This window comes from Streptomyces sp. CA189, assembly GCF_056428985.1.
Genome location: NZ_JBWJVM010000071.1, coordinates 19,345 through 41,376 on the forward strand (window position 1 = coordinate 19,345; position 22,032 = coordinate 41,376).

The window sequence follows — 22,032 nt, forward strand, 5'->3', positions numbered from 1 at the left end:
TCGGGGCGGGGAGGAATTGGACTCCTGCGGAGCGGGGCAACGGGCTGGGATTCGCCGCCAGGGCCGATCACAGTGCCGTGACCCGCAGATTTCAACTTCACGCGTTGTCTCGCGTGGGCGCGGCAGGAGCGGGTCAACTACAACGCCACCTCGGCCATGCTGACCGGGTGGAAGAAGACCGAAGAACTGTCCTACCTCTCCGAGGTCTCCTCCGTTCCGCTCCAGCAGGGCCTTCGGCACCTGCAAGGCGCGTTCGCCAACTTCTTCGCCAAGCGCGGCAAGTACCCGCGCTTCACGTCGCGGAAGAAGTCACGCAAGTCCGCCGAGTACACGTCCAGCGCGTTCCGCTACCGGGATGGTTCGCTGACACTGGCGAAGATGGCGGACCCGCTGGCGATTGTGTGGTCGAGGCCGCTGCCCGAGGGCACGACGCCCACCACGGTGACCGTGTCGCAGGACGCGGCCGGGCGCTGGTTCGTCTCCCTGCTGTGCGACGACATCCCCGCGCCCATGCCCGTGACCACGCGGGCTGTCGGGATCGACGCCGGTGTCACCAGTCTGGTGACGCTCTCCACCGGGGAGAAGGTCACCAATCCCAAGTTCGAACGCAAGGACCGCGCACGCCTGGCCAGGGCCCAGCGGGAACTGTCCCGCAAGGCTCAGGGTGACGGGGCCAACAGGGCCAAGGCCCGGCGCAAGGGTTGCCAAGATCCATGCCCGGATCGCCGACCGCAGGCGTGACCACCTGCACAAGCTGACTACTCGGCTCGTTCGTGAAAACCAAACGATCGTGATCGAGGACCTGACCGTACGCACCATGGTCAAGAACCACACCCTGGCCCGCGCCGTCTCGGACGCGGCCTGGACCACGATGCGCAACATGCTGGAGTACAAGAGCGCCTGGTACGGAAGGAACCTGGTCGCCATCGACCGATGGTTCCCCTCCTCCAGGCTGTGCTCCGCCTGCGGCACCATCGCGGGCAAGATGCCGCTGCACGTCCGCGAATGGACGTGCCGCGCGCGAGCCGTAGGAACCCCCTCCCTTCAGGGAGGGGAGGATGTCAACTGATGGATGATGGAGCGGACGACGTAACCCCGCAAAGCAGTGCGAATGGTCAGTTCCGTCGGTGTTGGCCCCACTCGACCCCTCGACCGGGAGAACTCATATGGCCCCCCGCATCCTCTTGGCCCGCCACGGCCAGACGGCGTGGTCCCAGCTCGGCAAGCACACCGGACGCACGGACGTGCCCCTGCTGGAGGAGGGGAAGCGCGGCGCGAAGCTGCTCGGCGAGCGCCTCGCCCGCGACCCGTGGGCGAGCCTGCGCGGCCTGGAGGTGCGTACCAGCCCCCTCGTGCGGGCGAGCGAGAGCTGCGACCTGGCCGGCTTCGGCATCCAGGCGGAGCCGTGGGACGCGCTGATGGAGTGGGACTACGGCGACTACGAGGGCATGACCCCGGCCGAGATCCAGGCGATCCGGCCCGGCTGGCTGATCTGGCGCGACGGGGTCCCGGGCGGCGAGTCCGTCGCGGAGATCTCGGCCCGCGCGGACGAGGTCGTCACCTGGGCCCGCTCGGCCGAACGCGACGTCCTCGTCTTCGCGCACGGCCACATCCTGCGCACCCTGGCCGCGCGCTGGCTCGGCTTCGACGCCTCCTTCGGCGCCCGCATCAGGCTGGAGCCGACCTCGCTGTCGGTCCTGGGCTGGGCGTACGGGGCGCCCGCGCTGGAGCGCTGGAACGATACGGGGCACCTGGACGGGTAGCTCGACGGCGGGGCAACGACACAGCGCCCGGCGCGTGGTTCGCGTCGGGCGCTGTCGGCTGTGGGTCAGCTCACTGGAGTGTCAGGCTCACGGGTCGATGACGACGGTGCAGGTGTACGTCCCCGGCGGCAGGTCGGTGACGTTGAGAATGGCCGGGTCCGAGGGGCCGGTGCTGTTGCCGTTGCACGCGATGGTGGACAGGATCTCGCCGGACTCCTGGCCGTCCACGCGCACCAGCAGGTCGGCGAGCGGCGCGTTCGTGAACGTGGCCGTGGCCCCGGCAGCGGGCGGGTTGGTGGTACAGGTCGTCCCCGAGACCACCTGTACGGTCACATCCTCCTGGTCCGCGGCGCCGTATCCGGGCGGAGGCGTCGTCTCGTTGAACGTGTACTGACCGGGCTTGAGGCCCGATACGCAGACCTCGCCGGTGGTCGGGTCCTCGTCGGGCGCCGCCATCGTGGTGTCGTCGGTCACGTCTTCGTCGTAGCCGTCGGGGCCGGTGATGTTGAACACCGCACCGGCCTGGGTGACCAGCGGGTTCCCGGCCTTGGTGCTCTTCTTCAGGATCTTGAGTGCGCCGGGAGGGGCCTCACCGATGCAGAAGTCGATGTGACTGAGGCCGAAGAAGCGGTTGTTGTTCGGGTTGATCGGGGCGTGGAGCGAGGTGTCGGCCGTGTTGCCGCCGGGCCGGTAGTCGTAGAAGTTGGCGTTCGGGCCGCCCTTGACGATGACGCCGAGGGCGGTGAAGTCACCTTCGATGGTGTAGTCGAACACCTGCCCCTGTGCGGTGTTCCTGACGTCGATGTCGAGCGTGCCGGTCAGCCCGTTGAAGTTCAGCGGAATGTCCGTCGCGTCCGCCGGGGGATCCTGCTTGAACGCGAACAGGAAGGCACCCGGCATGAGGGTGTTGCAGTTCGGGTTGCCCTGCACCTGGGTCGCCTGCTTGCCGTCCCCGCTCGGGGGTCCGGGCACCCGCCCCTGGGCCGACGCCATGCCGGCGAGGGGGACGGCGACTGCGGTGACCACACCGAGACACATGAGCGAAGCTCTGAGCGTCCCCCGCCTCAGGCGTGTCGATCGGGACGCTCCAGTGGTTAGCTTGACTCTGTCGGGGATCTTGGAGTTCCTCAGCGCGGCAGCATGATCAACGGGCATGCTCGGGCTGTTCCAGTAACCGATGGAATCGTCGAGGTGCCCGTTGTCCCTCCGCCCCCGTTCCGGTGAGCAAGTCCCCTCTCTGACCGTGCAGATCGCGCGGGCGAGCAACCCAGGTGGCACCACGGCGATGTGGGTGAGAGACCGGCTGGACGGGCTTTGGCACGACGAGGACTTCGCTGACTGGTACCCGCGTGACGGGCGCCCGGGCCTGTCGCCCGCCCAGTTGGCCACCGTCTGCGTGCTGCAGTTTCTGCTCGGGCTTTCGGACCGGCAAGCCGCCGAGGCGGTCCGCTGCCGCATCGACTTCAAGTACGCCATGGCCATGGAGCTGGACGACCCTGGGTTCCACCACAGCGTGCTGGCCGACTTCCGCGACCGTCTTGCCGAAGCAGACCGTGCTGATCGCCTCCTCGACCTCGCGCTGGCCCGCCTCAAGGAGGCCGGCCTGGTGCACGAGCGCACTACGCAGCGAACCGACTCCACCCACGTCCTGGCCGCGGTGCGCGACCTGACCCGCCTGGAGCTGATCACCGAAGCGGTCCGCGCCGCCCTGGAAGAAGTCGCCAGCACCTCCCCTCACCTGCTCGACGAGCTGGTCGATGAGGGCTGGGGGCTCCGCTACGGCCGGCCGGTCCGCCTGGGCAAGAACCCCACCAAACCCAAGACCCGGATCCTCGCTACCGGAAACGACGCCCTCCGGCTCCTGGAACACCTCTACCGGCACGGAGCAGACCGCACGTCCGGTCCCCGCATCCAGGCCCTGCGCCAGATCATGGTGCAGAACTACGACCGTGACACCGCGGGACACCTGCGCTGGCGCACCGCCGAGAAGGAAGGAGGGCCCGGGCTGCCGCCCTCGTCCCGGGCGGTCGTCTCTCCCTACGACACCTCGGCCCGCTACGCACGCCACGGACACATCATCAGCTGGAAGGGGTTCGCCGCTCATCTGACCGAGACCTGTGCTCCCGACGGCCGCAACGTGATCACGGACGTCGCCACCACCGCAGCCACCACCCACGACAGCCAGGTCCTGCCCGGCATCCACACCCGTCTGGCCCGCCGCGGGCTGCTGCCTGCCGAGCACCTGGTCGACGCCGGCTACACCTCCCTGCCCCACCTGGAACAAGCCGCCCGAGACCACCAGGTCACCGTCACCGGACCGCTGCCGGCCAACCCCACCCGCCAGCATCGCCAGGCCAAGGGTTTCGCCCGGGACGACTTCCACATCGACTACGACCGCAGGCAGGTCACCTGCCCCCAGGGCCAGGTCAGCGCGGGCTGGCACGGCCCCTACCCGACCTCCTCGCCCACCGCGGCCCCGCTGATCGTGGCCAGGTTCACCAAGAGCCAGTGCCGCCCCTGCCCGGCCCGCACCAAGTGCACCACCACCGCCGACAACGCCCGCACCGTGGGCTTCCCCCCGCGAGAGCTCCGCGACCTGCAACTCCGCGTCCGCACCGAGCAACAGACACCCGAGTGGAAGACCCGTTACGCGGTCCGCTCCGGAGTGGAGGGCACGGTCAACGAGTTCGCCCACGGACACGGCATGCGGCGCTGCCGCTACCGAGGACAGGGAAAAGCCCACATCCAGCACGTCCTGACGGCCATCGCCGTCAACATCGAGCGCCTCAGCAGACTGCCACCAACCGAGGAATCACCCATACCTCGCCGACCGACTGCCTTCCAGAACTACCTCGACCAGCGCAAGATGCCCCGGCCGAAGTCATGGCGAACCCTGGGCACCTGACCTCGACGGCTCCAAGATCCCCGACAGAGTCAAGGTTAGTACCTGTTTTCAAGCCTCCGGGCAGCGTTTGCCCAGGTCAGGATTCGCACGGGGCTGATCGCGGACGCTGCCGGCGGCTGGATTTGGGCTGCGGGAGGTCGCGCGGCGTGTGGAGGCGAGGGGCCGTCCTGGGGGCGAGGACAGTGGTGCGGGGTCACTGTAGGCCCTATCCATTACGGACGGGAGAGCCCGATGACCAACGACAGCTTGACGGGTGAGGAGCTCGCCGAGATGTTGCTGAGGGGGTTGCGCAACGACCATATGAAGGCGGCGATCCGGCTCCTTGGAGCTGACCGCGAAGGTTACTGGTTGCGCCGTCTGTTGGACGACGAGGAACTCAACGCCGTGTCCGGCGTCCCGCTCATCGACTGGAGCGGTCGCCCTCCTTTGGTGGAGTGGGACGCGCTTGAACGACTCCTCGCGGGGAACCCTGGCGCTTTCGCCGCCACTGGCAGCGACACGGCTGTGCTGAAGGTCGCCCTGTCGCTTGTCGGCCCCTGGAAGCGTTCCTCGACATCAACGCCACGTGCCGGAGTGGTCCGTAGAGGGTTCGGGGACGAAAGCATGCCCCAAACCCAGGCCCCGGGGCAGGGACGACAGCGCAACCCCAAACGCTATGCGGGTCCCCGCAGGCCTGGTCGGTGAGGGGGACCTTTCTCAAGGCTCCGGGTAGCGTTTTCCCAGGTCAGGAATCGAACGGGGCTGATCGTGGACGCTGTCGGCAGGCGCGGGTCGGAGCCGCGCGGGAGGTTCAGCTGGGTGTGGTGGGCGGATCCGCTGACGGGCGGGTTGCGGTCGTGGGATCCTGCGGTCCGGGCTGACGGGCCGTCGGGGCCGTGGCTGACCGTCTTGATGGTGAGGTTCAGGTACTTCTTCGCCCAGGTCGCGAGCTGTCCAGCGCAGGCGGAGTCGGCCCGGACGATGGTGATCTCCGGGGCATCAGCCGCAGCCGGAACAGCGCTTCCTTCGCCGCGTCGCTGAGTGCGCGAAGTTGTCGAGCAGCAGTCCCGGGGTTCGTTCGTCACCAGGGACCGTGCCCTGGAGATCGAACCGATGCGTGAGGTCGGCGGAGGGACCGCGGGCGAGAGGACCCCGATCGTCTGCGACTCGCTGACCAGGCTGGCCGAGGACGTCGGCTTGTCCTTCAGCGCGGTCAAGACGGCACGGTTCGCCTCCTCACGGTGGCCCAAGGAACATCGCAGGCCGGACGTCTCGTTCAAGGTCCACTGCATCCTGGCGGGTATCGAGGACGAGGAAGACCGGTTCACTGCGATCTGCACTCCGCCCGAGGGCAAGACCCACTGGACGGTCGACGACGCCAGCCGCCGGGTCGGCAACCGGGTGGAGACTCCTATCTCGCCTGAGGAGAAGGGGAGGCGTGGTGGTGATGACGGGCAGGCAGCGCCGTGTCGGTGGCAGCGTCCTGGTGGGGACGGTGCTGGCCGCGGGGGGCTGGTGGGCCAACTGGTCCGGGTACGAAGCGGTGGGCCTGGCCTTGAGCCTGTTGGGCGGGGCCTTGGTGCTGGCCGGTGCGTGGCGCCCGACCTCGGCTATACAGCTCCTGACTACACCGGTCCGGGGACCCCTTGTGAGGGTCCCCGGCCGGGTTGTACATCGCACCTCACGAGTCCGGACTTCGGCGGCCCGGAGCACGAGCCGGACTTAGGGTCCGGCCGGTGGCTCGGGGGGCCGCACAGGGGTCAGGAGCGCTTCTTGCTCTTGTTCAGGCCCTTGTCGGTAGCGCCCGGCCCGACGACCGGGAGTTTCTTGGCCGAGGACCGGTTGGCGAGGGTGGCCGGTTGGTCCACCGGGAGCACCTCGGTCCAGACGATGGGGCCAGGACCCGGCGGGGGCGTTTGGCCGGCGCCGAAACCGGGGTTGTCCGGCACGAACGGGCAGTAGAGGAACCACCTCTGGGGCTGGTTGGGGCCGGGCGAGAGCTCGATCGATTCGCACTGCGTCTCCCAGAGTTCCCCTCCCTCGGTCAGCACCTGAACGATGAGGAACTCGTCGTCACCGAGGCGGTTGACGGAGACAGCACAGGCGTCCTCGGGATAGCCCTGCGCGGCGGGGCCGCTGAGGTTCACCCAGTAGAAGGGGCCAGGGTCCGTCCCCTGGTTGCCCTCCACGTCACGGATGCCGATGAACGTGTCGCCGCCGGTGAGTACCGCCTTGACCTCGCTGTTGTCGTTGGGGTTGAAGGAGTCGACGTCGAGGCACTGCGCCGTTCCGGCGGGGCCGGCGGGGCCGGTGGCTCCGGTTGCTCCGTCGGTTCCGTCGGTTCCGTCGGCTCCGGCGGGGCCGGTCGGACCAGTCGCACCGTCAGCGCCGTCGGTTCCGTCGGTTCCGTCGGCTCCGGCGGGGCCGGTCGGACCAGTCGCACCGTCAGCGCCGTCAGCGCCGTCAGCGCCGTCAGCTCCGGCAGGGCCGGTCGGGCCGGTTGCGCCATCAGCGCCGGCGGGACCGGTCGGACCGGTCGCACCCCCGCCAGGGCCAGCAGGGCCGGTCGGGCCGGTCGCGCCGTCAGCTCCGTCAGCTCCGGCAGGGCCGGTCGGGCCGGTTGCGCCATCAGCGCCGGCGGGACCGGTCGGACCGGTCGCACCCCCGCCAGGGCCAGCAGGGCCGGTGGCGCCGTCGGCTCCGGCGGGGCCGGTCGGACCAGTCGCACCGTCAGCGCCGTCAGCTCCGGCAGGGCCCGTGGGGCCGGTCGGGCCCGTGGCCCCGGTTGCCCCCGGCCTGTCCTTGTCCTCGCACTTGTCGTCGTGGCGGCCGTCGTCGTCCCCAGAGACCAACCCCCTGTGCTCGTTGAGGAGGTTCGAGACGTGCGGGCCCTCAGGGCCCCATGGGCCGTCCGGACCTTCCTGACCGTCGGGGCCGTGCTCGTCGTGCCGGCAGTCGGCGGGTTTGCCGGGCTCACCTGAGGCGGTGCGGTGGGCACCTGGCCGACTGCCATTGCGTTGCCGGTGAAGCCCAGCATGATGAGACCCACCGACGCCATCGCTCCGCTGGCGAGCCATTTGGCCCGCCGGGGAAGCGGGCCCAGGCCGGATACGGTCCTGTTCTCAGGACTCATGTGAAATTGCTCCTCGTAGAACCGAATGAGTTGATCCGAAAGACTTTCGGCTTCCCAGGCATCATTCGGTCGCCGGGCCCCTACATACGCGAAGAAACGCGGGTTGATCAATAGTTCGGCTGATCGTGATCGGGGCAAAGGAACCAACAACGGTGTGTCGCAGTGCGCTTGGCCGGACTTTCTGGATTCGTAGATGCGCGCAAGACCCGCAGCACCATCGAGTGCCTGGTTGCGGTCTCGCACAGCTTCCCAGCCGGCACCCCAGTACTGATGGCCGACGGCACTAGCCGCCCCATCGAACAGATCCAAGTCGGCGACCTCGTTACCGCTACGGAGCCCACCACGGGCGAAACAGGCTCACGGTCCGTCGTTCGAACCATCCTCACTCCCGACGACCGCAACTTCACCGACGTCACCCTCACCGACGGCTCGGCCCTTACTGCCTGTTCGTGAGGCCGCCATGACAAGTTCCGTGGTGGTGAGGTGCGGTGCTGACGTTGTGTGGGCGGGGTTCGAGAGCTTGGGGTGCCTGGTCAGAGCAGGGGTGAGAACCGCTCGGGGGGCTTGCGTGCCTTGGTGATTCGACGGGTCATGAGGGTGATGGCTGCCCAGGTGATGAGGGTTTCGGAGTGCTGGATGAGTCGTTCGTAGTCGCGTACGTGTCTGCGGGCCCGCATCATCCAGGACCAGGTCCGTTCCACGACCCATCGGCGGGGCAGGATGACGAAGCCGGATGAGTCCTTGGGTCTGCTGACGGTCTTGATCGTCAGGCTGAGATACTTCTTTGCCCAGGTCACGAGCTTGCCCGCGTAGGCGGAGTCGGCCCAGACGATGGTGATCTCGGGGTGCATGAGGCGGAGGCGGAAGAGGACTTCCTTGGCGGCGTGGCTGTCGTGGAGGTCGGCGGGGGTGACCATGACGAGCAGGGGGAGGCCGCGGGTGTCGACGACCATGTGGCGTTTGCGGCCGTTGATTTTCTTGCCCGCGTCGTAGCCGCGTGAGTCACGGCCGACGGTCTCGGCTGCCTTGACGGACTGGGAGTCGATGACGGTGGCGACCGCGCGGGGGCCTTTGCCCATCTCGCGGCGGATCCGCTGGGAGAGGGCGTCGCGGATCTGGTTGATGACGCCGCAGGCGGCCCAGCGGGCCATGAATCCCCAGACGGTCCGCCAGGGCGGGTAGTCCGCCGGCAGCGCCCGCCATTTGCAGCCGGTGTCGACGACGTAGCGGATCGCGTCGACGATCTCGCGCCGGTCGTGCTTCTCGGGCCGGCCGCCGGTGGTTGTCTCGCAGGCCGGGGTGGGCAGCAGGGGCTTGAGCAGGGCCCATTCGGCGTCGGTGGTGTCGGATGGGTAGCGGCGTCGGCGCATCGTGTCTGGCCTTCAAGCCGGTGCTGCCCGGGGCCCGGCCTTCGGCCGGGCCCCGGGCAGCGAGGGGGTCAGTAGCTGTTGACGAGGTCGAGGGTGGACTCGATCGAGTTGAGCTGGGCGGTGATGTGGCGGACCCATTTGTCGCCCGGGTGGGCGGCGGCGTGGGGTGCGACGCCGCCGGTGATGAACCGGCGGAACTCGGTGAGCTTCTCCTTGATCACCTTTCGTTCGTATGCCTCCAGGGCGGCTCGTTCGGCTCCGAGCTGGTAGCCATCGGCCCTGGTCCAGATCAGCGGGGGCCATCCCTGGTCCGCGATGACGTCCCGCAGAGCGGCCAGTCCGGACCTCACCTGGCTGGGGGTGAGGTCGCTGGCGCGGGCGAGCTGGTGGAAGAGGAGTCCGGCCGGGCGTGCTTCGAAGAGCACGAATCGGACCGTGTCGGCGTGCCGCAGAGCGGCATCGCCCCGGCGCCGTGAGGCGCGGGGCATGGCTACTGGCCTCGGAGGAGGGCAGCGAGCTCGTCGTCCATGTCGACCTTGCCAGTGTCGACGGCGTTCTCGATCCAGTCGAGAGTGGCCCCGACCTTGGCGATGTTCTGGTGGACGATCGCCTGTTCGTCCTCGGACAACTGGCGGTCCCGCAGGCCCGGAACGGCCCGGCCGGAGGCGGCGACGAAGGAGTGACAGGCAGTGACCAGGTCCAGGAACTCGACCGTGCGGTTGATCTGCTTGACCGCCGGCGCGACGGGGCTGGTCCGTTCGAAGTTCTCGCGGGCCTGGCGGCCGCGTTCGACCTGGGCGTGGTTGACCTGGTGGCGGGCGGTGTCATCGCTCATGGCCCTGAAGGCGACGTCCGGGCGCCGCAGCAGGCCGGTGGTCACCGTCGCCGCGACGGTCTCGTCGCGGGTGAACTCCTCGACCACCCTGACCCGGTCCTCGACAGCAACCTGCGCCGAGACCGAGGGCCGGCGGAGCAGATCGGTGGTGACCACCGCGGCGACCTCTTCGTCCTGGGCCAGGGCGTGAATCGCGCTGATCTTCTCCTGCTTGGAGACCGGGTTCTCGACCTGCCAGCCGAGCACGCGGCTGGCGTCATCGGCCGTCCAACGGGCCTTGCCCTTGGGCGGGCTTTTCACGGCCGCGAATCGCTCGTCCTCGTCATCGACGCTGGCCAGGATCCGGTAGACGGTGAAGGGGACGCCAGCCTGGCGGTGTTCCTTCGGCCAGCGGGAAGCGACCCAGCGGGCGTTGTTGACGGTGCTGTACTTGAGGCCGATGTCCTCGGCGAGCCGGGTCAACGACTCCCTGACGGTCCATCCGCCCTCAGGCCGGGCGCCCTCGCGAGGGCGGGAGGGCTCGATCTCCAGAGCGCGGTCACCGATCGTGAACTGACCCCGGGAGTGCTGGTCGACGACTTCGCGGAGCTCGCTCACGATCTGTTCGTATCGTGACGGGCTGACGCTTCCGATCTTCTCGTTGTCCTCGGGCATGGTGTGTCACCACCCAGCGCGGGCCATGGCACGGCCATCTTCCTGCCGTGACGGAACAAAGCCCGCTCATCACCGAGAGTCAGACCGCAAAGAGGAAGATCACAACAAAGGACTGCAAATTACCGGGAACTGACCAAACTTGGACAACTGATGCGTTCGCGCTGCGGTTACTGTGACCGGTCTGCGAACGGATCGTTCCGCTGGCGCCAGGCCCTCACCTTGCACTTCGGCGAGCAATACACGGCCGCGAATCGCCGCTCCACCCCCGCGATCCAGCGGGCCCCGCACTCGCGGCACTCGCCCTCACCGGCACCACCCTGGACCGCGGCAAGACGCCGGCGCAACCGCCGCTCCACCCGCCACTGCCTGGAACGACAGGTCGCCGAACAGAACACAGCGTCCGGCCTGGCACCCGACCTAAGCCGGTCACCACAAGCCCGACAGGCCCTCTCCGTAGCCTTCTTGGCGCCCTTCGACACCAGCCAAGCCTAGGCCCCCAGGCTAGCCGGTACAGGGGATCCGAAACAGGCAGTTACTGCCATGAGTTGCTCCACCTTTCGGCACGAGTCGCCAGCCGCTTCTCCGGCTGGTCGAACCGCAAGCCGGTGCCGAGTCTGACCAGAGGCGGAACGGCCATCGTCGCGCCACACGTGTCCTTGCGCCAGGTGGATGCAATCGGTGGCCTGATAGGGGTAGTCCGCGGCTCGTACGGATCGGCGGCGCAGGATCCGGAGGGGCCGGGCGAAGGCCCCGCCTGATGCCCACTACGCCTGGTCGCGTCCGTGGCGCGTCAGGAACGCGCCCACGCGCGGGGAGCGCTGGTGCGGGACCAGGGTGCGGGCCGTGGCCGCCAGCATGGACCGGATCCGGGTCGACTGGACCTCGTCCAGCAGCTCCAGCACCCGGCCGCCCGCCCAGGCGGCCTCGTCGGGGGCGCCCGCGTGGGCCAGGTTGTCGGCCAGCTCGGCGGTGTAGAGGGCGACGTTGCGGGCGAAGTGCGGATCCTGGAGGTCCGCCGCCCGGCGGGCGTGCCGGGCCGCCCGGGCGTGCTCGCCGAGCGCGGCCCAGCAGCGGGACTCCAGGGACTCCAGCTCGGCCTCGCCGAAGAAGGACATCCACTCCGGGTCCGCCCCCGCCTGGCCCCGCGAGAACTCCGTGTGCGCCCGCGTCAGCGCCTCCTCGCAGGCCTTGCGGTCGGCCAGCCCCGCCCAGCCGCCGGCCTCCCGCAGGGCGAGCAGCGACACGAGCCGCGGGGAACCGAGCGATCGGGCGGCCCGGCGGCCCGCCTGGGCCGCCCGTACCGATTCGCGGGGGCGTCCGCAGTCCCGGGCGAGGAAGGCCATGTTGCTGAAGGCGTGCGCCTCCAGGCCGGCGTCCCCGGAGACCCGGGCCGTGGCGAGCGCCTCCGCGTAGTGCGAGCGGGCGTCGTCGAACCGGCCCGAGTCGTGCGCGAGCCAGCCCACCGAGATGGCCAGCTCTCCCGCGCCGGCGTGCAGCCGGTCCTCCGTGGACTGCCGGGTCGCCCCCGCGTCGAGCAACGCGTAGGCGGTGCGCAGGGGTTCCGCGGCCCGCCGGTACAGGGCGTCCGCTCCGTGCCGGTCGTCCAGCAGCCGGATCTGGCGTACGGCGTCCTCGACGGCGGCCGCCTCGGACTCGCCGGCGCGGGAGGGGAGCCGGCGGGTGTCGCCGAGCAGGGTGAGGCTGAGGGTCGCGGCCGCCACGGTCGCGGAGCCCCCCGCCATGAACGCGCGACGCAGCACGTCGCTCTCCTTGGAACGTGAAGGGGCAGGGGAGTCGGTGGGGTGGGGGCGCTTGGCGAACGAGCCGAAGGACGCCGCCTGTTCGCGCTGCGCCAGCCGGCCCCGTACCGTCTCGCGCGGGGAGAACCCCAGGTCGGCCAGGGTACGGCCGGGGAACATGTGGAGGAAGACCCGCTCGTAGGCGTAGTTGGGGCAGCGGATCTCGCCGGACTCGACCCGGCCGATGTAACGGGCGTCGCAGGAAACCGTTTCTCCGATTTCCTTTGCCGCCCTGCGCACCAGTGCGGCGAACTCGGCCGGGGAGTGCTGACCGCGCAGTCGCCGGAAGGGGGTGTTGGGTGAGTGGGGGGACGCCGGCATGGACGCTGCCTCTCTGGGGCAAGGGACGCGCTGCCGGTGACTGTGCGGTGGTCACGTGGTGACTGTGTGACGCGCTGCCCGGCGGGCACGAACGTACCGCCAGCGGTGGAGGGTTGACTCGGTGTTTGGCTACAAAACGGATATCTCACCCGCGATCCGCCATGAACTGCCATCCTTTGCAGCGTCTTGCCGCCGCACCTGTTGACGTTCCCGTGCGTTGAACCCATGCGGAGTGGGAGGAAGCCCGCCGGCTTCCGGGACCGCTCCCGCGATGCTCGTACGCGGATCGAGGAGGGGTTTCCCATGGTGGAGGGCGGCATGGAGAGCACGGATACGAACACCGCGCCCGAGCCCGGAGCGGCCCGCCTCATGGGCGCCCCGGACCTGGTCACGGTCCCCACCCGGCAGGGGCTGGAGGCCGTCGACATCATCCAGCGGGCCGCCGGCCAGGCCAGTCACGCGTGCGGCGTCGGCCCGGTCCTGCACGACGGGTCCGGCAGCACCCTCGGCTTCCTCGTACCGCCCGGCACCGCCGACGCCTGGGACCTCCCGGGCAGTGCCTGTACGCACACCAACGGGCGCGGCATGCGCTTCGGCGACACCTCGCCCACCGCGGGGGACACCGGCTGGCTGCTGCCGCCGGACGCCGTCGGGCCGGTCACCGACCCGGAGGTGCTGCGGGCGGCGCTCGGGGAGGCGGCCCGGCTGATCGAGGCCGCCGACAACTGCCGCTGACGCCAGCTGACGCCCGCGGACCTCCGCCGCCCGCCGCCCCCGGCCCTGACCAGCCATAATGAGGGCGTGGCGAGCAAGGGCAAGGGCAAGGGCAACGACAAGCGGCGCGGGCGCGAGACCTCCGAGGCGCCGGCCGGGCCGGTGGACGGCGGCCATGCCGCGCTGGAGCCCGACCGGGAGCGGTCGCGCGCCTGGACCCTGCTGATCGACGGGGCCCCGCAGTCCCACGTGGACCTGGACGACCCCGGGCACCTGGACTTCGCGTACCAGCGCCGCATCGGCCACCTGATCGACCTCTTCGCCCCCGCCCGCCAGCCCCTGAACGTGCTCCACCTCGGCGGCGGCGCCTTCACCCTCGCGCGCTACACGGCCGCCGCCCGCCCCCGCTCGACGCAGCAGATCGTCGAGATCGACGCCGGGCTCGTGGCCTTCGTACGGGAACACCTGCCGCTGGACCCGCAGGCCCGGGTCCGGGTCCGCGCGGTCGACGCCCGGGCCGGGCTGGCGAAGATCCCGGACGGCTGGGCCGACCTGGTGATCGCCGACGTGTTCAGCGGGGCCCGCACCCCGGCGCACCTGACGAGCGCGGAGTTCCTGGACGACGTACGCCGGGCCCTGGCGCCGGGCGGCTGGTACGTGGCGAACCTCGCGGACGGTCCGCCGCTCTCCCATCTGCGGGGCCAGATCGCCACGGCCGCCTCCCGGTTCGCGGAGCTGGCGCTGGCCGCCGACCCCGTGGTGTGGCGGGGGAAACGCTTCGGCAACGCCGTGCTGGTGGCGGCCGACCGGGAGCTCCCGGTCGCCGAGTTCACCCGTCGGGTGGCGAGCGATCCGCACCCCGGCCGGGTCGAACACGGCCGCGCCCTCATCGACTTCGCGGGCGGGGCCGTCCCGGTCTCGGACGCCTCGGCGGTGGCCTCGCCGGAGCCCCCGCCGTCGGTCTTCCGCTGACCCGCGGCTACTCCTGCGCAGCCGCCGCGAGCTCCCGCAGGCGCCGCTTGTCCGGCTTGCCGCGGCCCGTCAGCGGGAGCGCCGGCAGCCAGAACACCGCCGTCGGCCGCTGGCCCGGCGCCAGCTCCGCCGCGACCAGCGCGCACGCCTCCGCCGCGGCCTCCTCCGTCGGGGCGTGGCCGGGGGCCGCGACGAGGAAGGCGCACACCGCCTCCCCGGTGACCGGGTCCGTTCGCCCCACGACGGCCGCCCGGGCCACGGCGGGGTGCCGGGTCAGGGCCGTCTCGATCGGGCCGCAGTAGATGTTCGCCCCGTGCACCATCACCACGTCCTTGACCCGGTCGTCGAGGTACAGGTACCCGTCGGCGTCGAAATGCCCGACGTCCCCCGTGCGCAGCCAGCCGTCGCGCAGGGTCTCGGCCGTCAGGGCGGGCTGGTTGCGGTAGCCGGTCATCACCATCGGGGAGCGCACCCACACCTCCCCGGTGGCCCCGGGCGCGGAGCCCCGTACCTCGACCTCCACCCCGGGCGCCGGACGGCCCACGGAGCCGAGCAGGTGGGGGCGGTCGGCGGCCGCCGCGTCGTGGTCGGCCGGGGAGAGCCGGCTGAGCACCCCGGCCTCGTTCATCCCGTAGCCCTGGGTCCAGCGCACCTGGGGACCCCAGCGGGTCAGCGCCTGCCGCAGCCGCTCCGGGTGGACGGGGGAGTCGCCGTAGGAGACCCGGACCAGGCCGGGCACTCCGTCGGCGGTCTCCGGGTCGTCGAGCAGCCGGTACAGCATCGAGGGCGTCAGGTACGTGGCCGCGGGTCCGAGCCGCCGGCAGGCCTCGGCGAACTCCCGGGTGCCGAGCGGGTGCACGACCTCGGAGCGGCCGCCGATCCGCAACTGCTCCAGGCACCGGCCGCCGGAGCGCTGGGAGAGCGCGTCGGTGGATACGAACACCAGCGGGGCGGAGCCGTCGGAGCCGGGGGAGTCGGTGCGGGTGGCCGTACGGGCCGCCATCGCGGCGAAGGTCGAGGCCACCCCCTTCGGCCGGCCCGTGGTACCGCCCGTGTAGGTCACCCGGGCCACGTCCTCGACGCGCGCCGCCACCGCGACGGGCAGCGCCTCCCGGGCGGAGGCCAGCTCCAGCAGTGCGGCCAGGCCGATGCGGGCCCCGGGGCCCGGCGGCACCGGGGTGTCGTGGACGACCAGGGCGGGCTCGCAGTCCCGTAGGAGGTGGTCGAGCCCGTGGGTGGTGGGGCCGAGGCACACGTGGGTCAGCCGGGCCCCCAGCACGTGCGCGGCGAGCCGTACGAGCAGGGTCTCGGGGGGATTGCCCGCCGCCACGCAGGCCAGCCCGGAGCCGCGCCGGATCCCCAGATCGGCCAGGGTGCCCGCCAGCCGGTACGTCCAGGCCAGCACCTCGGAGTGGGTCAGGACCCAGGACCCGGACCCGAGGGCGGGCCGGTCCCCGTACCGCTCGCAGGCGTCGATCAGGTCGGTGACGTAGCGCGCGCCGGTGCTCATGGCGCCACGGTATCCGGCGGGCCCGATCGACAGGACACCCCCTACGGATCGACGATCTCCACCAGCGGCGGGTGGTCGTGCCAGGTGCAGAACACCGACACCTCGCGGCCGTCACGGGTGAAGGTGACGCGGATCCACGACGGCTGCTTCCAGACCTGCATCCGCCAGCCGGCCAGCGGGGTCGCCGAGACCAGCTCGGCGGAGGAGGCGCCGAGATCGAAGACGACCCGGCCGCCGGAGACGCTGTACGCCTTCACGTTCCCGCTCGGGGCCCCCTGCCGCTGCGGCTGCGGGGTGGGCGGCGCGGAGGCCTTGGCGGAGGCGGACGGGGAGGAGGACGCCGACGCCGACGCGGACGGAGAGGAGGACGGGGACGGGGATGGCGCCGAGGAGGGCGACGGCTCCGGCGGCTGCGCCCGGTGCGTGGAGGAGGAGAGGGGCTGCGTGGCCAGCGGCACCGCGAGCGGCGGATCGTAGGCGGTACCGGACATGACCGAGTGCACACCCCACCAGGACAGCGTCACCGCCGCCCCGGTCGCCAGGGTCCAGGCCCCCGCATGGCCGACTGCTTTACCGACAAGTCCTCGTCGCATCGGGGGCCATACTGCACCACCTGCCCCAGACCTGGCCCGGCACCCCTCGGCCTCCCCCGAATGGGCTACGGTGCGGGCCATGGCTAGTGTGCTCGTGGTCGAGGACGACCAGTTCGTACGTTCCGCCCTCATCCGGCACCTGACCGAGGCCTCGCACACCGTGCGCAGCGTCGGCACCGCCCTGGAGGCGCTGCGCGAGGTCGCCCACAACCGCTTCGACGTGGTGATCCTCGACCTCGGACTGCCCGACCTGGACGGGGCCGAGGCGCTCAAGATGCTGCGCGGGATCACCGACGTGCCCGTGATCATCGCGACCGCCCGCGACGACGAGGCGGAGATCGTCCGGCTGCTCAACGACGGCGCCGACGACTACCTGACCAAACCCTTCTCCGTGGAACACCTCTCCGCCCGGATGGCCGCCGTCCTGCGCCGCGCCCGCTCCGCCGCCGGCGCGGAACCGCCCTCGCGCGTGCTGCGCGTCGGCGGCCTCGCCATCGACCCGCTGCGCCGCCAGGCCGAGCTGGACGGGGCCGTACTGGACCTCACGCGGCGGGAGTTCGACCTGCTGGCCTTCCTGGCCGGGCGGCCGGGCGTGGTCGTGGCCCGCCGGGAGCTGCTCGCCGAGGTCTGGCAGCAGTCCTACGGCGACGACCAGACCATCGACGTCCACCTGTCGTGGCTGCGCCGCAAGCTCGGCGAGACCGCCGCCAGTCCGCGCTACCTGCACACGCTGCGGGGGGTCGGGGTCAAGCTGGAGCCGCCGCAGTGACGCGCCGATGAGGTGGGCGCTGGTCAGGGTGTGCCTCGCGGTCACCGTGATGGTGGTCGTGGCCTTCGCCGTACCGCTCGGGCTGGTCGTCCAGGAGATGGCCAGCGACCGGGCGTTCTCCAACGCCGAGCGGCAGGCCGCCACCATCGGGCCGACGCTGTCCATCACCACCGACCCGGTGCAGTTGCGCAAGGCCGTGGAGTCCACGCAGATGGGCGCCGACCGGCGGATGGCCGTCCACGTGCCGGCCGTCGGGGACACCCCGCGCGTGGACATCGGGGACGGCTGGGCCGGCGAGCGCGCCGTCTCCGAGACCCGGCGGATCGGCCGGGCCGCGACGGCCCCGGTGGCGGGCGGCGGCTTCGCGCTGCTCCAGCCCGTGGCGCTCGGCTCCGGGGACATCGCCGTGGTGGAGATCCTCGTCCCGGAGCGCGAGGTCAGCAATGGGGTCGCCACCGCCTGGGTGGTCCTCGCGGGCGTCGGCCTCGCCCTGGTCGTGGGCTCGGTGGCGGTCGCGGACCGGCTCGGCGCCCGCCTGGTGCGGCCGGCCGAGCGGCTCGCGGACGCCGCGCACCGGCTGGGCGAGGGGCGGCTGGGGGCACGGGTCCCGGAGGACGGGCCGAAGGAACTCCGCTCGGCGGCCGTCGCGTTCAACTCGATGGCGGACCAGGTGGTGGAACTCCTGGCCAACGAGCGGGAACTGGCCGCCGACCTGTCGCACCGGCTGCGGACCCCGCTGACCGTGCTGCGGCTCAACGCGGCCTCGCTGGGCGACGGCCCGGCGGCGGAGCAGACCCGGGCGGCCGTGGAGCAGCTGGAGCGGGAGGTCGACACGATCATCCGTACGGCCCGCGAGCAGCGGCCGGCCGCCGCGCAGGGGCCGGGCGCGGGCTGCGACGCCTCCGAGGTGATCCGCGACCGGATGGGGTTCTGGTCGGCGCTGGCGGAGGACGAGGGCCGCGAGGTGCGGCTCGCGGGGGTCGACCGTACGGTACGGATCCCCGTGGCCCGGCCGGAGCTCGCCGCGGCGCTGGACGCCATGCTGGGCAACGTGTTCCGGCACACCCCGGAGGGCACCCCCTTCGCGGTGGACGTCCACGACGCCGGGGACGCGGTCATCGTGCTCGTCTCGGACGCGGGAGGCGGCATCGCCGATCCGGACGCGGCCCTGCGGCGCGGCAACGACGGCGGCCGCGACGGGTCCACGGGCCTGGGGCTGGACATCGTCCGTCGGGTCGCGGAGTCGACGGGCGGGGACGTGCGGCTGGGGCGCTCGGTGCTCGGCGGCACCGAGGTGCGGGTGTGGATCGGGCTGGACGGGCGGGCGCGGGGAGACGCGGGGCGGCCCGGACGCAGCCGACGCAAGCGGCGACGCAACTGACGTAACCCTGCGGCCGGCGGGGGCGCGCCGCGCGCCCGGCATGTCCCCCTGTCGGTACGGTCCGCGCCATGGACACCCTCATCTTCGGCGGCCTCCTCGCCACGCTGATCGCGATGTACCGGGACGCCCCGCGGTTCGTCGTGCTCGGCGCCTGGTGGCTCATGCTCCTCGCCGTGATCCTGCTGATGGCGCACCACATCACCAGCGGTCTCGCCCTCACCTTGAGCTACTGACCGTGGCCGCGATGTCCAGCCTCCTCCCGGAGGCGTCCCTGGGGGGCGGCCTGCTGGGCCGGGTCCAGTTCTGGTTCGCGTGCGCCTTCGCCATCGGCTGGACGGGGGTGGTGTGCGGCGGGCTCTTCTACCAGTTCGGGATGTGGGAGTACCCGTGCCCGCTCTGCATCGTGCAGCGGATGTTCATGCTGATGGCGGCGATGGGGGCGGCCCACATCATCCGGACGGCGCTGACGCGCGGGGCGGTGACCGGCCGCGACTACATGATGGGCTGGGGCCTGTCCCTGGTCGCCGTGACCGCCGGCTCGTTCGCCTCGTGGCGCCAGACGATGCTGCACATCCTGCCCGGCGACAAGGGGTACGGCAGCGAGGTGTTCGGCCTGCACCTGTACGTCTGGGCGTGGATCCTCTTCCAGGCCTCGGTCGTCGCCGTCGGCATCGTCCTGGCCTTCGCCCACGCCACTGCGGACCGGGCCGTCCCGGCGCAGGACCCGGGTCCGTACCGCGCCGTGGGGATGGCCGCCCTGTGGTTCCTGGGTCTGGTGATCGCGGTGAACGTCGTGGCCGTCTTCCTGGAGGAGGGCTTCCACTGGTTCCTGCCGGACGACCCGACGCGCTATCAGTTCTTCTACGACGTGGGGATCCTCGACTAGCTGAGGTTGGCGCGGAGTTGACGCCCTCCGCGCGGGAATCCGTACGACCTGCTTGAGTGGGGCCGCCCCCGCCCCGCCCCTCTCCTTGGTCCTTCCGTTCCTTCCGTTCCTTCCGTCTGCGATGGGAAGCGTCATGCGCTACGCAGTGCTCGGTACCGGGATCGTCGGCCGTACGGTGGCAGCCCGGCTGCTCTCCCTCGGCCACGAGGTCGTCATCGGCACCCGGGACCCCGGGGCCACCCTCGAACGCACCGAGTACGCCACGTGGCAGCAGGCCCACCCGGAGGCGGGCCTCGTCCCCTTCGCGGAGGCGGCGCGGCTCGGCGAGGCGCTGGTCAACGCCACGGGCGGGCAGGTCAGCGTGGCCGCCCTGACGGAGGCGGACGCCGCCCACCTGGACGGCAAGATCCTGATCGACATCGCGAACCCGCTGGACTTCTCCCGCGGGTTCCCGCCCGGGCTCGACCCGGTGGACGGCGACAGCCTGGGCGAGCTGATCCAGCGGACCTTCCCGGGGCTGCGCGTGGTCAAGACGCTGAACACGATGAACTGCCAGGTCATGGTCGACCCGGCCAGGGTCCCCGGCGACCACACCGTCTTCCTCTCGGGTGAGGACGCCGGGGCCAAGAAGGCCGTACGGGAGCTCCTGTACTCCTTCGACTGGCGCGAGCACACCGTCATCGACCTGGGCGGCATCGAGACGGCGCGCGGTACCGAGATGCTGCTGCCGGTCTGGCTCCGGCTGATGGGGGCCCTCGGGCACACGGACTTCAACTTCCACATCCAGGGCGCGAACCGGACGGAGTAGCCCCGCGCCCGGACGGAGGCGGAGATGTTGCCGCCTCCCGCACGCGCGCTCAGGGTGGCCGTGACGAAAGGAGCCGCGCATGAGAGTCATGCTCAGGGCCCACTTGGACACGGCGGCGACGAACGAGGGCATCAAGAGCGGCGCCCTTCCGGCGGCCATCAAGAAGCTCATGGAGGCCGTGAAGCCGGAGGCCGCCTACTTCGGCCTCCACGAGGGCGTCCGGTCCTGCTGGATGGTCTTCGACCTCCAGGACAGTTCCCAGATGCCGCCCCTGATGGAGGACCTGTTCCTGCAGTTCAACGCCGAGCTGGAGGTCGGCCCGGTGATGAACGCAGAGGACCTGGCGAAGGGGCTGGCGGCGATGAAGAGCTCGGGCTGAGCCCCGCACCCAGCACCCGGTCGGCGGCCGCCCACACCAGCACCGCGGAGGCGGCCGCGGCCGCGCACGAGATGGCGAAGGCCGCCTGGTGGCCGTACGCCGCGGCGAGCGGACCGGCGGCCGCCGCGGCCAGCGCCTGGCCGATGATCAGACCGCTGCCGGCCAGGGTCATGGCCTCACCCATCCGCCGCGCGGGGCCGGCCCGTTCCACGAGGCCGAACAGCGCGATGAGGTGCGGGGCGACCGCCAGCCCGATGCCGGCGACGGCGAAGGCCGCGCCCCACAGGCCGGAGACGGCGAGCAGCGGAAGCGTCAGCAGCGCCTGAGCGGCGATGCTCCAGCGCAGCCGGACGGTCAGGCCGGCCGTTCCGGGCCGGGCCACGGTCACGAAGCCGGCGACCGAGCTGGTCACGGCCATGGCGGCCCAGACGAGCCCGGCGGCCCCGGGGGAGCCCACCGCCACGGCGAGCGCGTTGACCCCGGTGTTGGCCCCGCTCCAGGCGGCGCCCTGCAGGACGGCCACGACGAACAGCAGTGCGAGCCCCGGAGACCACAGCCGTACGCCGCCCCGCGCTGCGGCGCCCGGTCCCGTCGGCCCGGGCGCCGTGCGGTGCACGGCGAAGAGCGTCCCGAACACCAGGCCCAGGGCGGCCGCGAGGATCAGGGCCGACGCGGGATGGACGGTCACCGCGAGGATCCCGGCCAGCGCGGGCCCCACCATGAAGCCGACCTCGTCGAGGGTGGTGTCGAAGGAGAGCGCGGCCCCGACCAGGGCCTTGTCCTCTCCGGCCAGCCGCGCCCACCGGGCCCGGGCCAGCGGCCCGACCTGCGCCGCCGTGAGGCCGGCGGCGACGGCGAGCGCGATGCGGGCGGCGAGCGGCAGCCCGCCGAGGACGGCGGCGACGAGGGCGAGGAGCACGGCGGCGTTCGCGGCGCAGGCGACCAGCAGGACGGGCCGGTGGCCGCGCCGGTCCGCGAGCCGGCCGATGACCGGGCCGCCGAGGGCCTGGCCGAGCCAGAGGGCGGCGGCGATGGTCCCGGCGTCGCCGATGCCGACGCGCTCGTTGATGAGCAGCAGGGTGCCGATGGGGCACAGCGCGGCGGGGAGCCGGGCCAGGAACCCGTAGACGGGCAGGGCGGGGCCGCCGAGGGCGAACACCCCGCGGAAGCCGGCGGGCACGGGCGGGGCCGTGGAGGTGGGGGACGGTGTGGGCAACGGCGTGGGCACGGACAACCTCCAGCCGCACGCCGACCCTCCCGT

The 22,032-nt window shown here is 71.6% G+C and carries 20 protein-coding genes and 3 pseudogenes; 13 read left to right on the top strand and 10 right to left on the bottom strand.

The window, feature by feature from the left end; all coding sequences use genetic code 11:
* Positions 1-102: 102 nt before the first annotated feature.
* Together AC061S_RS34955 and AC061S_RS34960 are read left to right on the top strand one after the other, a co-directional pair.
* A pseudogene (locus tag AC061S_RS34955) lies at positions 103-1,015 on the top strand (RNA-guided endonuclease InsQ/TnpB family protein); the annotation flags it as partial.
* A 151-nt stretch (positions 1,016-1,166) separates the two neighbouring features.
* On the top strand, positions 1,167-1,763 hold the full coding sequence (locus AC061S_RS34960; RefSeq protein WP_478689905.1) for a histidine phosphatase family protein: 597 nt from the start codon (positions 1,167-1,169) through the stop codon (positions 1,761-1,763).
* An 87-nt stretch (positions 1,764-1,850) separates the two neighbouring features.
* On the opposite strand, the gene AC061S_RS34965 is transcribed toward AC061S_RS34960, so the two are convergent.
* Positions 1,851-2,801, bottom strand: coding sequence for an MSCRAMM family protein (locus AC061S_RS34965; RefSeq protein ID WP_478689906.1), 951 nt, complete (start codon positions 2,799-2,801; stop codon positions 1,851-1,853).
* A 247-nt stretch (positions 2,802-3,048) separates the two neighbouring features.
* Between AC061S_RS34965 and AC061S_RS34970 the strand changes: the two genes are divergently transcribed.
* Positions 3,049-4,668, top strand: a complete 1,620-nt coding sequence (locus AC061S_RS34970; protein WP_478689907.1) for an IS1182 family transposase — start codon at positions 3,049-3,051, stop codon at positions 4,666-4,668.
* Between the two features lie 231 nt (positions 4,669-4,899).
* A complete protein-coding gene (locus tag AC061S_RS34975; protein ID WP_478689908.1) occupies positions 4,900-5,352 on the top strand; it encodes a hypothetical protein in 453 nt (150 codons plus the stop codon).
* Between the two features lie 182 nt (positions 5,353-5,534).
* On the opposite strand, the pseudogene AC061S_RS34980 reads toward AC061S_RS34975, so the two are convergent.
* Positions 5,535-5,686, bottom strand: a pseudogene (locus tag AC061S_RS34980) (IS5-like element IS4811 family transposase); the annotation flags it as partial.
* A gap of 74 nt (positions 5,687-5,760) precedes the next feature.
* Between AC061S_RS34980 and AC061S_RS34985 the strand changes: the two are divergent.
* Positions 5,761-6,066, top strand: a pseudogene (locus tag AC061S_RS34985) (DUF6192 family protein); the annotation flags it as partial.
* A gap of 341 nt (positions 6,067-6,407) precedes the next feature.
* On the opposite strand, the gene AC061S_RS34990 reads toward AC061S_RS34985, so the two are convergent.
* The 5 genes from AC061S_RS34990 to AC061S_RS35010 all read right to left on the bottom strand — a co-directional run bounded on the left by AC061S_RS34990 (position 6,408) and on the right by AC061S_RS35010 (position 12,759).
* Positions 6,408-6,836: a hypothetical protein gene (locus tag AC061S_RS34990; protein ID WP_478689926.1), complete on the bottom strand. Its 429-nt coding sequence runs from the start codon at positions 6,834-6,836 to the stop codon at positions 6,408-6,410.
* Between the two features lie 1,477 nt (positions 6,837-8,313).
* On the bottom strand, positions 8,314-9,150 hold the full coding sequence (locus AC061S_RS34995) for an IS5 family transposase (RefSeq protein ID WP_478689909.1): 837 nt from the start codon (positions 9,148-9,150) through the stop codon (positions 8,314-8,316).
* Positions 9,151-9,218: 68 nt separating this feature from the next.
* A complete protein-coding gene (locus AC061S_RS35000) occupies positions 9,219-9,638 on the bottom strand; it encodes a RacP protein (protein ID WP_478689910.1) in 420 nt (139 codons plus the stop codon).
* 2 nt (positions 9,639-9,640) lie between these two features.
* The gene (locus AC061S_RS35005) at positions 9,641-10,639 is read right to left on the bottom strand and encodes a DUF6192 family protein (RefSeq protein ID WP_478689911.1); all 999 of its coding nucleotides are present in this window, start codon (positions 10,637-10,639) and stop codon (positions 9,641-9,643) included.
* A gap of 764 nt (positions 10,640-11,403) precedes the next feature.
* Positions 11,404-12,759: a tetratricopeptide repeat protein gene (locus AC061S_RS35010; protein ID WP_478689912.1), complete on the bottom strand. Its 1,356-nt coding sequence runs from the start codon at positions 12,757-12,759 to the stop codon at positions 11,404-11,406.
* A gap of 318 nt (positions 12,760-13,077) precedes the next feature.
* On the opposite strand from AC061S_RS35010, the gene AC061S_RS35015 reads away from it, so the two are divergent.
* Positions 13,078-13,494 carry a hypothetical protein gene (locus AC061S_RS35015; RefSeq protein WP_478689913.1) on the top strand — a complete coding sequence of 139 codons (417 nt, stop codon included), beginning with the start codon at positions 13,078-13,080 and terminating at the stop codon, positions 13,492-13,494.
* Positions 13,495-13,560: 66 nt separating this feature from the next.
* The gene (locus tag AC061S_RS35020) at positions 13,561-14,445 is read left to right on the top strand and encodes a spermidine synthase (RefSeq protein WP_478689914.1); all 885 of its coding nucleotides are present in this window, start codon (positions 13,561-13,563) and stop codon (positions 14,443-14,445) included.
* A 7-nt stretch (positions 14,446-14,452) separates the two neighbouring features.
* Here the strand turns inward: AC061S_RS35020 and AC061S_RS35025 are convergent, their stop codons facing one another.
* Together AC061S_RS35025 and AC061S_RS35030 are read right to left on the bottom strand one after the other, a co-directional pair.
* Positions 14,453-15,955 carry a class I adenylate-forming enzyme family protein gene (locus tag AC061S_RS35025; protein WP_478689915.1) on the bottom strand — a complete coding sequence of 501 codons (1,503 nt, stop codon included), beginning with the start codon at positions 15,953-15,955 and terminating at the stop codon, positions 14,453-14,455.
* Positions 15,956-15,996: 41 nt separating this feature from the next.
* Positions 15,997-16,548 (bottom strand): hypothetical protein, encoded by a 552-nt coding sequence (locus AC061S_RS35030; RefSeq protein ID WP_478689916.1) that lies wholly within the window; start codon positions 16,546-16,548, stop codon positions 15,997-15,999.
* Between the two features lie 79 nt (positions 16,549-16,627).
* On the opposite strand from AC061S_RS35030, the gene AC061S_RS35035 reads away from it, so the two are divergent.
* The 6 genes from AC061S_RS35035 (at position 16,628) to AC061S_RS35060 (ending at position 20,771) form a co-directional block, all read left to right on the top strand.
* Positions 16,628-17,317 (top strand): response regulator transcription factor, encoded by a 690-nt coding sequence (locus AC061S_RS35035; RefSeq protein ID WP_250741272.1) that lies wholly within the window; start codon positions 16,628-16,630, stop codon positions 17,315-17,317.
* 7 nt (positions 17,318-17,324) lie between these two features.
* Positions 17,325-18,698: a sensor histidine kinase gene (locus AC061S_RS35040; protein ID WP_478689917.1), complete on the top strand. Its 1,374-nt coding sequence runs from the start codon at positions 17,325-17,327 to the stop codon at positions 18,696-18,698.
* Between the two features lie 68 nt (positions 18,699-18,766).
* Complete coding sequence (locus AC061S_RS35045; RefSeq protein WP_478689918.1) at positions 18,767-18,931, top strand: DUF5993 family protein; 165 nt, start codon at positions 18,767-18,769, stop codon at positions 18,929-18,931.
* Between the two features lie 11 nt (positions 18,932-18,942).
* Positions 18,943-19,584 carry a disulfide bond formation protein B gene (locus AC061S_RS35050; RefSeq protein ID WP_478689919.1) on the top strand — a complete coding sequence of 214 codons (642 nt, stop codon included), beginning with the start codon at positions 18,943-18,945 and terminating at the stop codon, positions 19,582-19,584.
* A gap of 133 nt (positions 19,585-19,717) precedes the next feature.
* Complete coding sequence (locus AC061S_RS35055) at positions 19,718-20,392, top strand: NADPH-dependent F420 reductase (RefSeq protein ID WP_478689920.1); 675 nt, start codon at positions 19,718-19,720, stop codon at positions 20,390-20,392.
* A gap of 79 nt (positions 20,393-20,471) precedes the next feature.
* The gene (locus AC061S_RS35060; protein ID WP_478689921.1) at positions 20,472-20,771 is read left to right on the top strand and encodes a hypothetical protein; all 300 of its coding nucleotides are present in this window, start codon (positions 20,472-20,474) and stop codon (positions 20,769-20,771) included.
* Here AC061S_RS35060 and AC061S_RS35065 read toward each other — a convergent pair.
* Complete coding sequence (locus tag AC061S_RS35065) at positions 20,689-21,999, bottom strand: MFS transporter (RefSeq protein ID WP_478689922.1); 1,311 nt, start codon at positions 21,997-21,999, stop codon at positions 20,689-20,691. The two genes, AC061S_RS35060 and AC061S_RS35065, sit on opposite strands and share 83 nt — an antisense overlap.
* Positions 22,000-22,032: the final 33 nt, after the last annotated feature.

Coding starts and splice junctions, on each gene's coding strand:
- AC061S_RS34960 (WP_478689905.1), top strand. CDS start 1,167: ATGGCCCCCCGCATCCTCTTGGCCCGCCACGGCCAGACGGCGTGGTCC.
- AC061S_RS34965 (WP_478689906.1), bottom strand. CDS start 2,801: ATGTGTCTCGGTGTGGTCACCGCAGTCGCCGTCCCCCTCGCCGGCATG.
- AC061S_RS34970 (WP_478689907.1), top strand. CDS start 3,049: ATGTGGGTGAGAGACCGGCTGGACGGGCTTTGGCACGACGAGGACTTC.
- AC061S_RS34975 (WP_478689908.1), top strand. CDS start 4,900: ATGACCAACGACAGCTTGACGGGTGAGGAGCTCGCCGAGATGTTGCTG.
- AC061S_RS34995 (WP_478689909.1), bottom strand. CDS start 9,150: ATGCGCCGACGCCGCTACCCATCCGACACCACCGACGCCGAATGGGCC.
- AC061S_RS35000 (WP_478689910.1), bottom strand. CDS start 9,638: ATGCCCCGCGCCTCACGGCGCCGGGGCGATGCCGCTCTGCGGCACGCC.
- AC061S_RS35005 (WP_478689911.1), bottom strand. CDS start 10,639: ATGCCCGAGGACAACGAGAAGATCGGAAGCGTCAGCCCGTCACGATAC.
- AC061S_RS35010 (WP_478689912.1), bottom strand. CDS start 12,759: ATGCCGGCGTCCCCCCACTCACCCAACACCCCCTTCCGGCGACTGCGC.
- AC061S_RS35015 (WP_478689913.1), top strand. CDS start 13,078: ATGGAGAGCACGGATACGAACACCGCGCCCGAGCCCGGAGCGGCCCGC.
- AC061S_RS35025 (WP_478689915.1), bottom strand. CDS start 15,955: ATGAGCACCGGCGCGCGCTACGTCACCGACCTGATCGACGCCTGCGAG.
- AC061S_RS35030 (WP_478689916.1), bottom strand. CDS start 16,548: ATGCGACGAGGACTTGTCGGTAAAGCAGTCGGCCATGCGGGGGCCTGG.
- AC061S_RS35035 (WP_250741272.1), top strand. CDS start 16,628: ATGGCTAGTGTGCTCGTGGTCGAGGACGACCAGTTCGTACGTTCCGCC.
- AC061S_RS35040 (WP_478689917.1), top strand. CDS start 17,325: ATGAGGTGGGCGCTGGTCAGGGTGTGCCTCGCGGTCACCGTGATGGTG.
- AC061S_RS35045 (WP_478689918.1), top strand. CDS start 18,767: ATGGACACCCTCATCTTCGGCGGCCTCCTCGCCACGCTGATCGCGATG.
- AC061S_RS35050 (WP_478689919.1), top strand. CDS start 18,943: ATGTCCAGCCTCCTCCCGGAGGCGTCCCTGGGGGGCGGCCTGCTGGGC.
- AC061S_RS35055 (WP_478689920.1), top strand. CDS start 19,718: ATGCGCTACGCAGTGCTCGGTACCGGGATCGTCGGCCGTACGGTGGCA.
- AC061S_RS35060 (WP_478689921.1), top strand. CDS start 20,472: ATGAGAGTCATGCTCAGGGCCCACTTGGACACGGCGGCGACGAACGAG.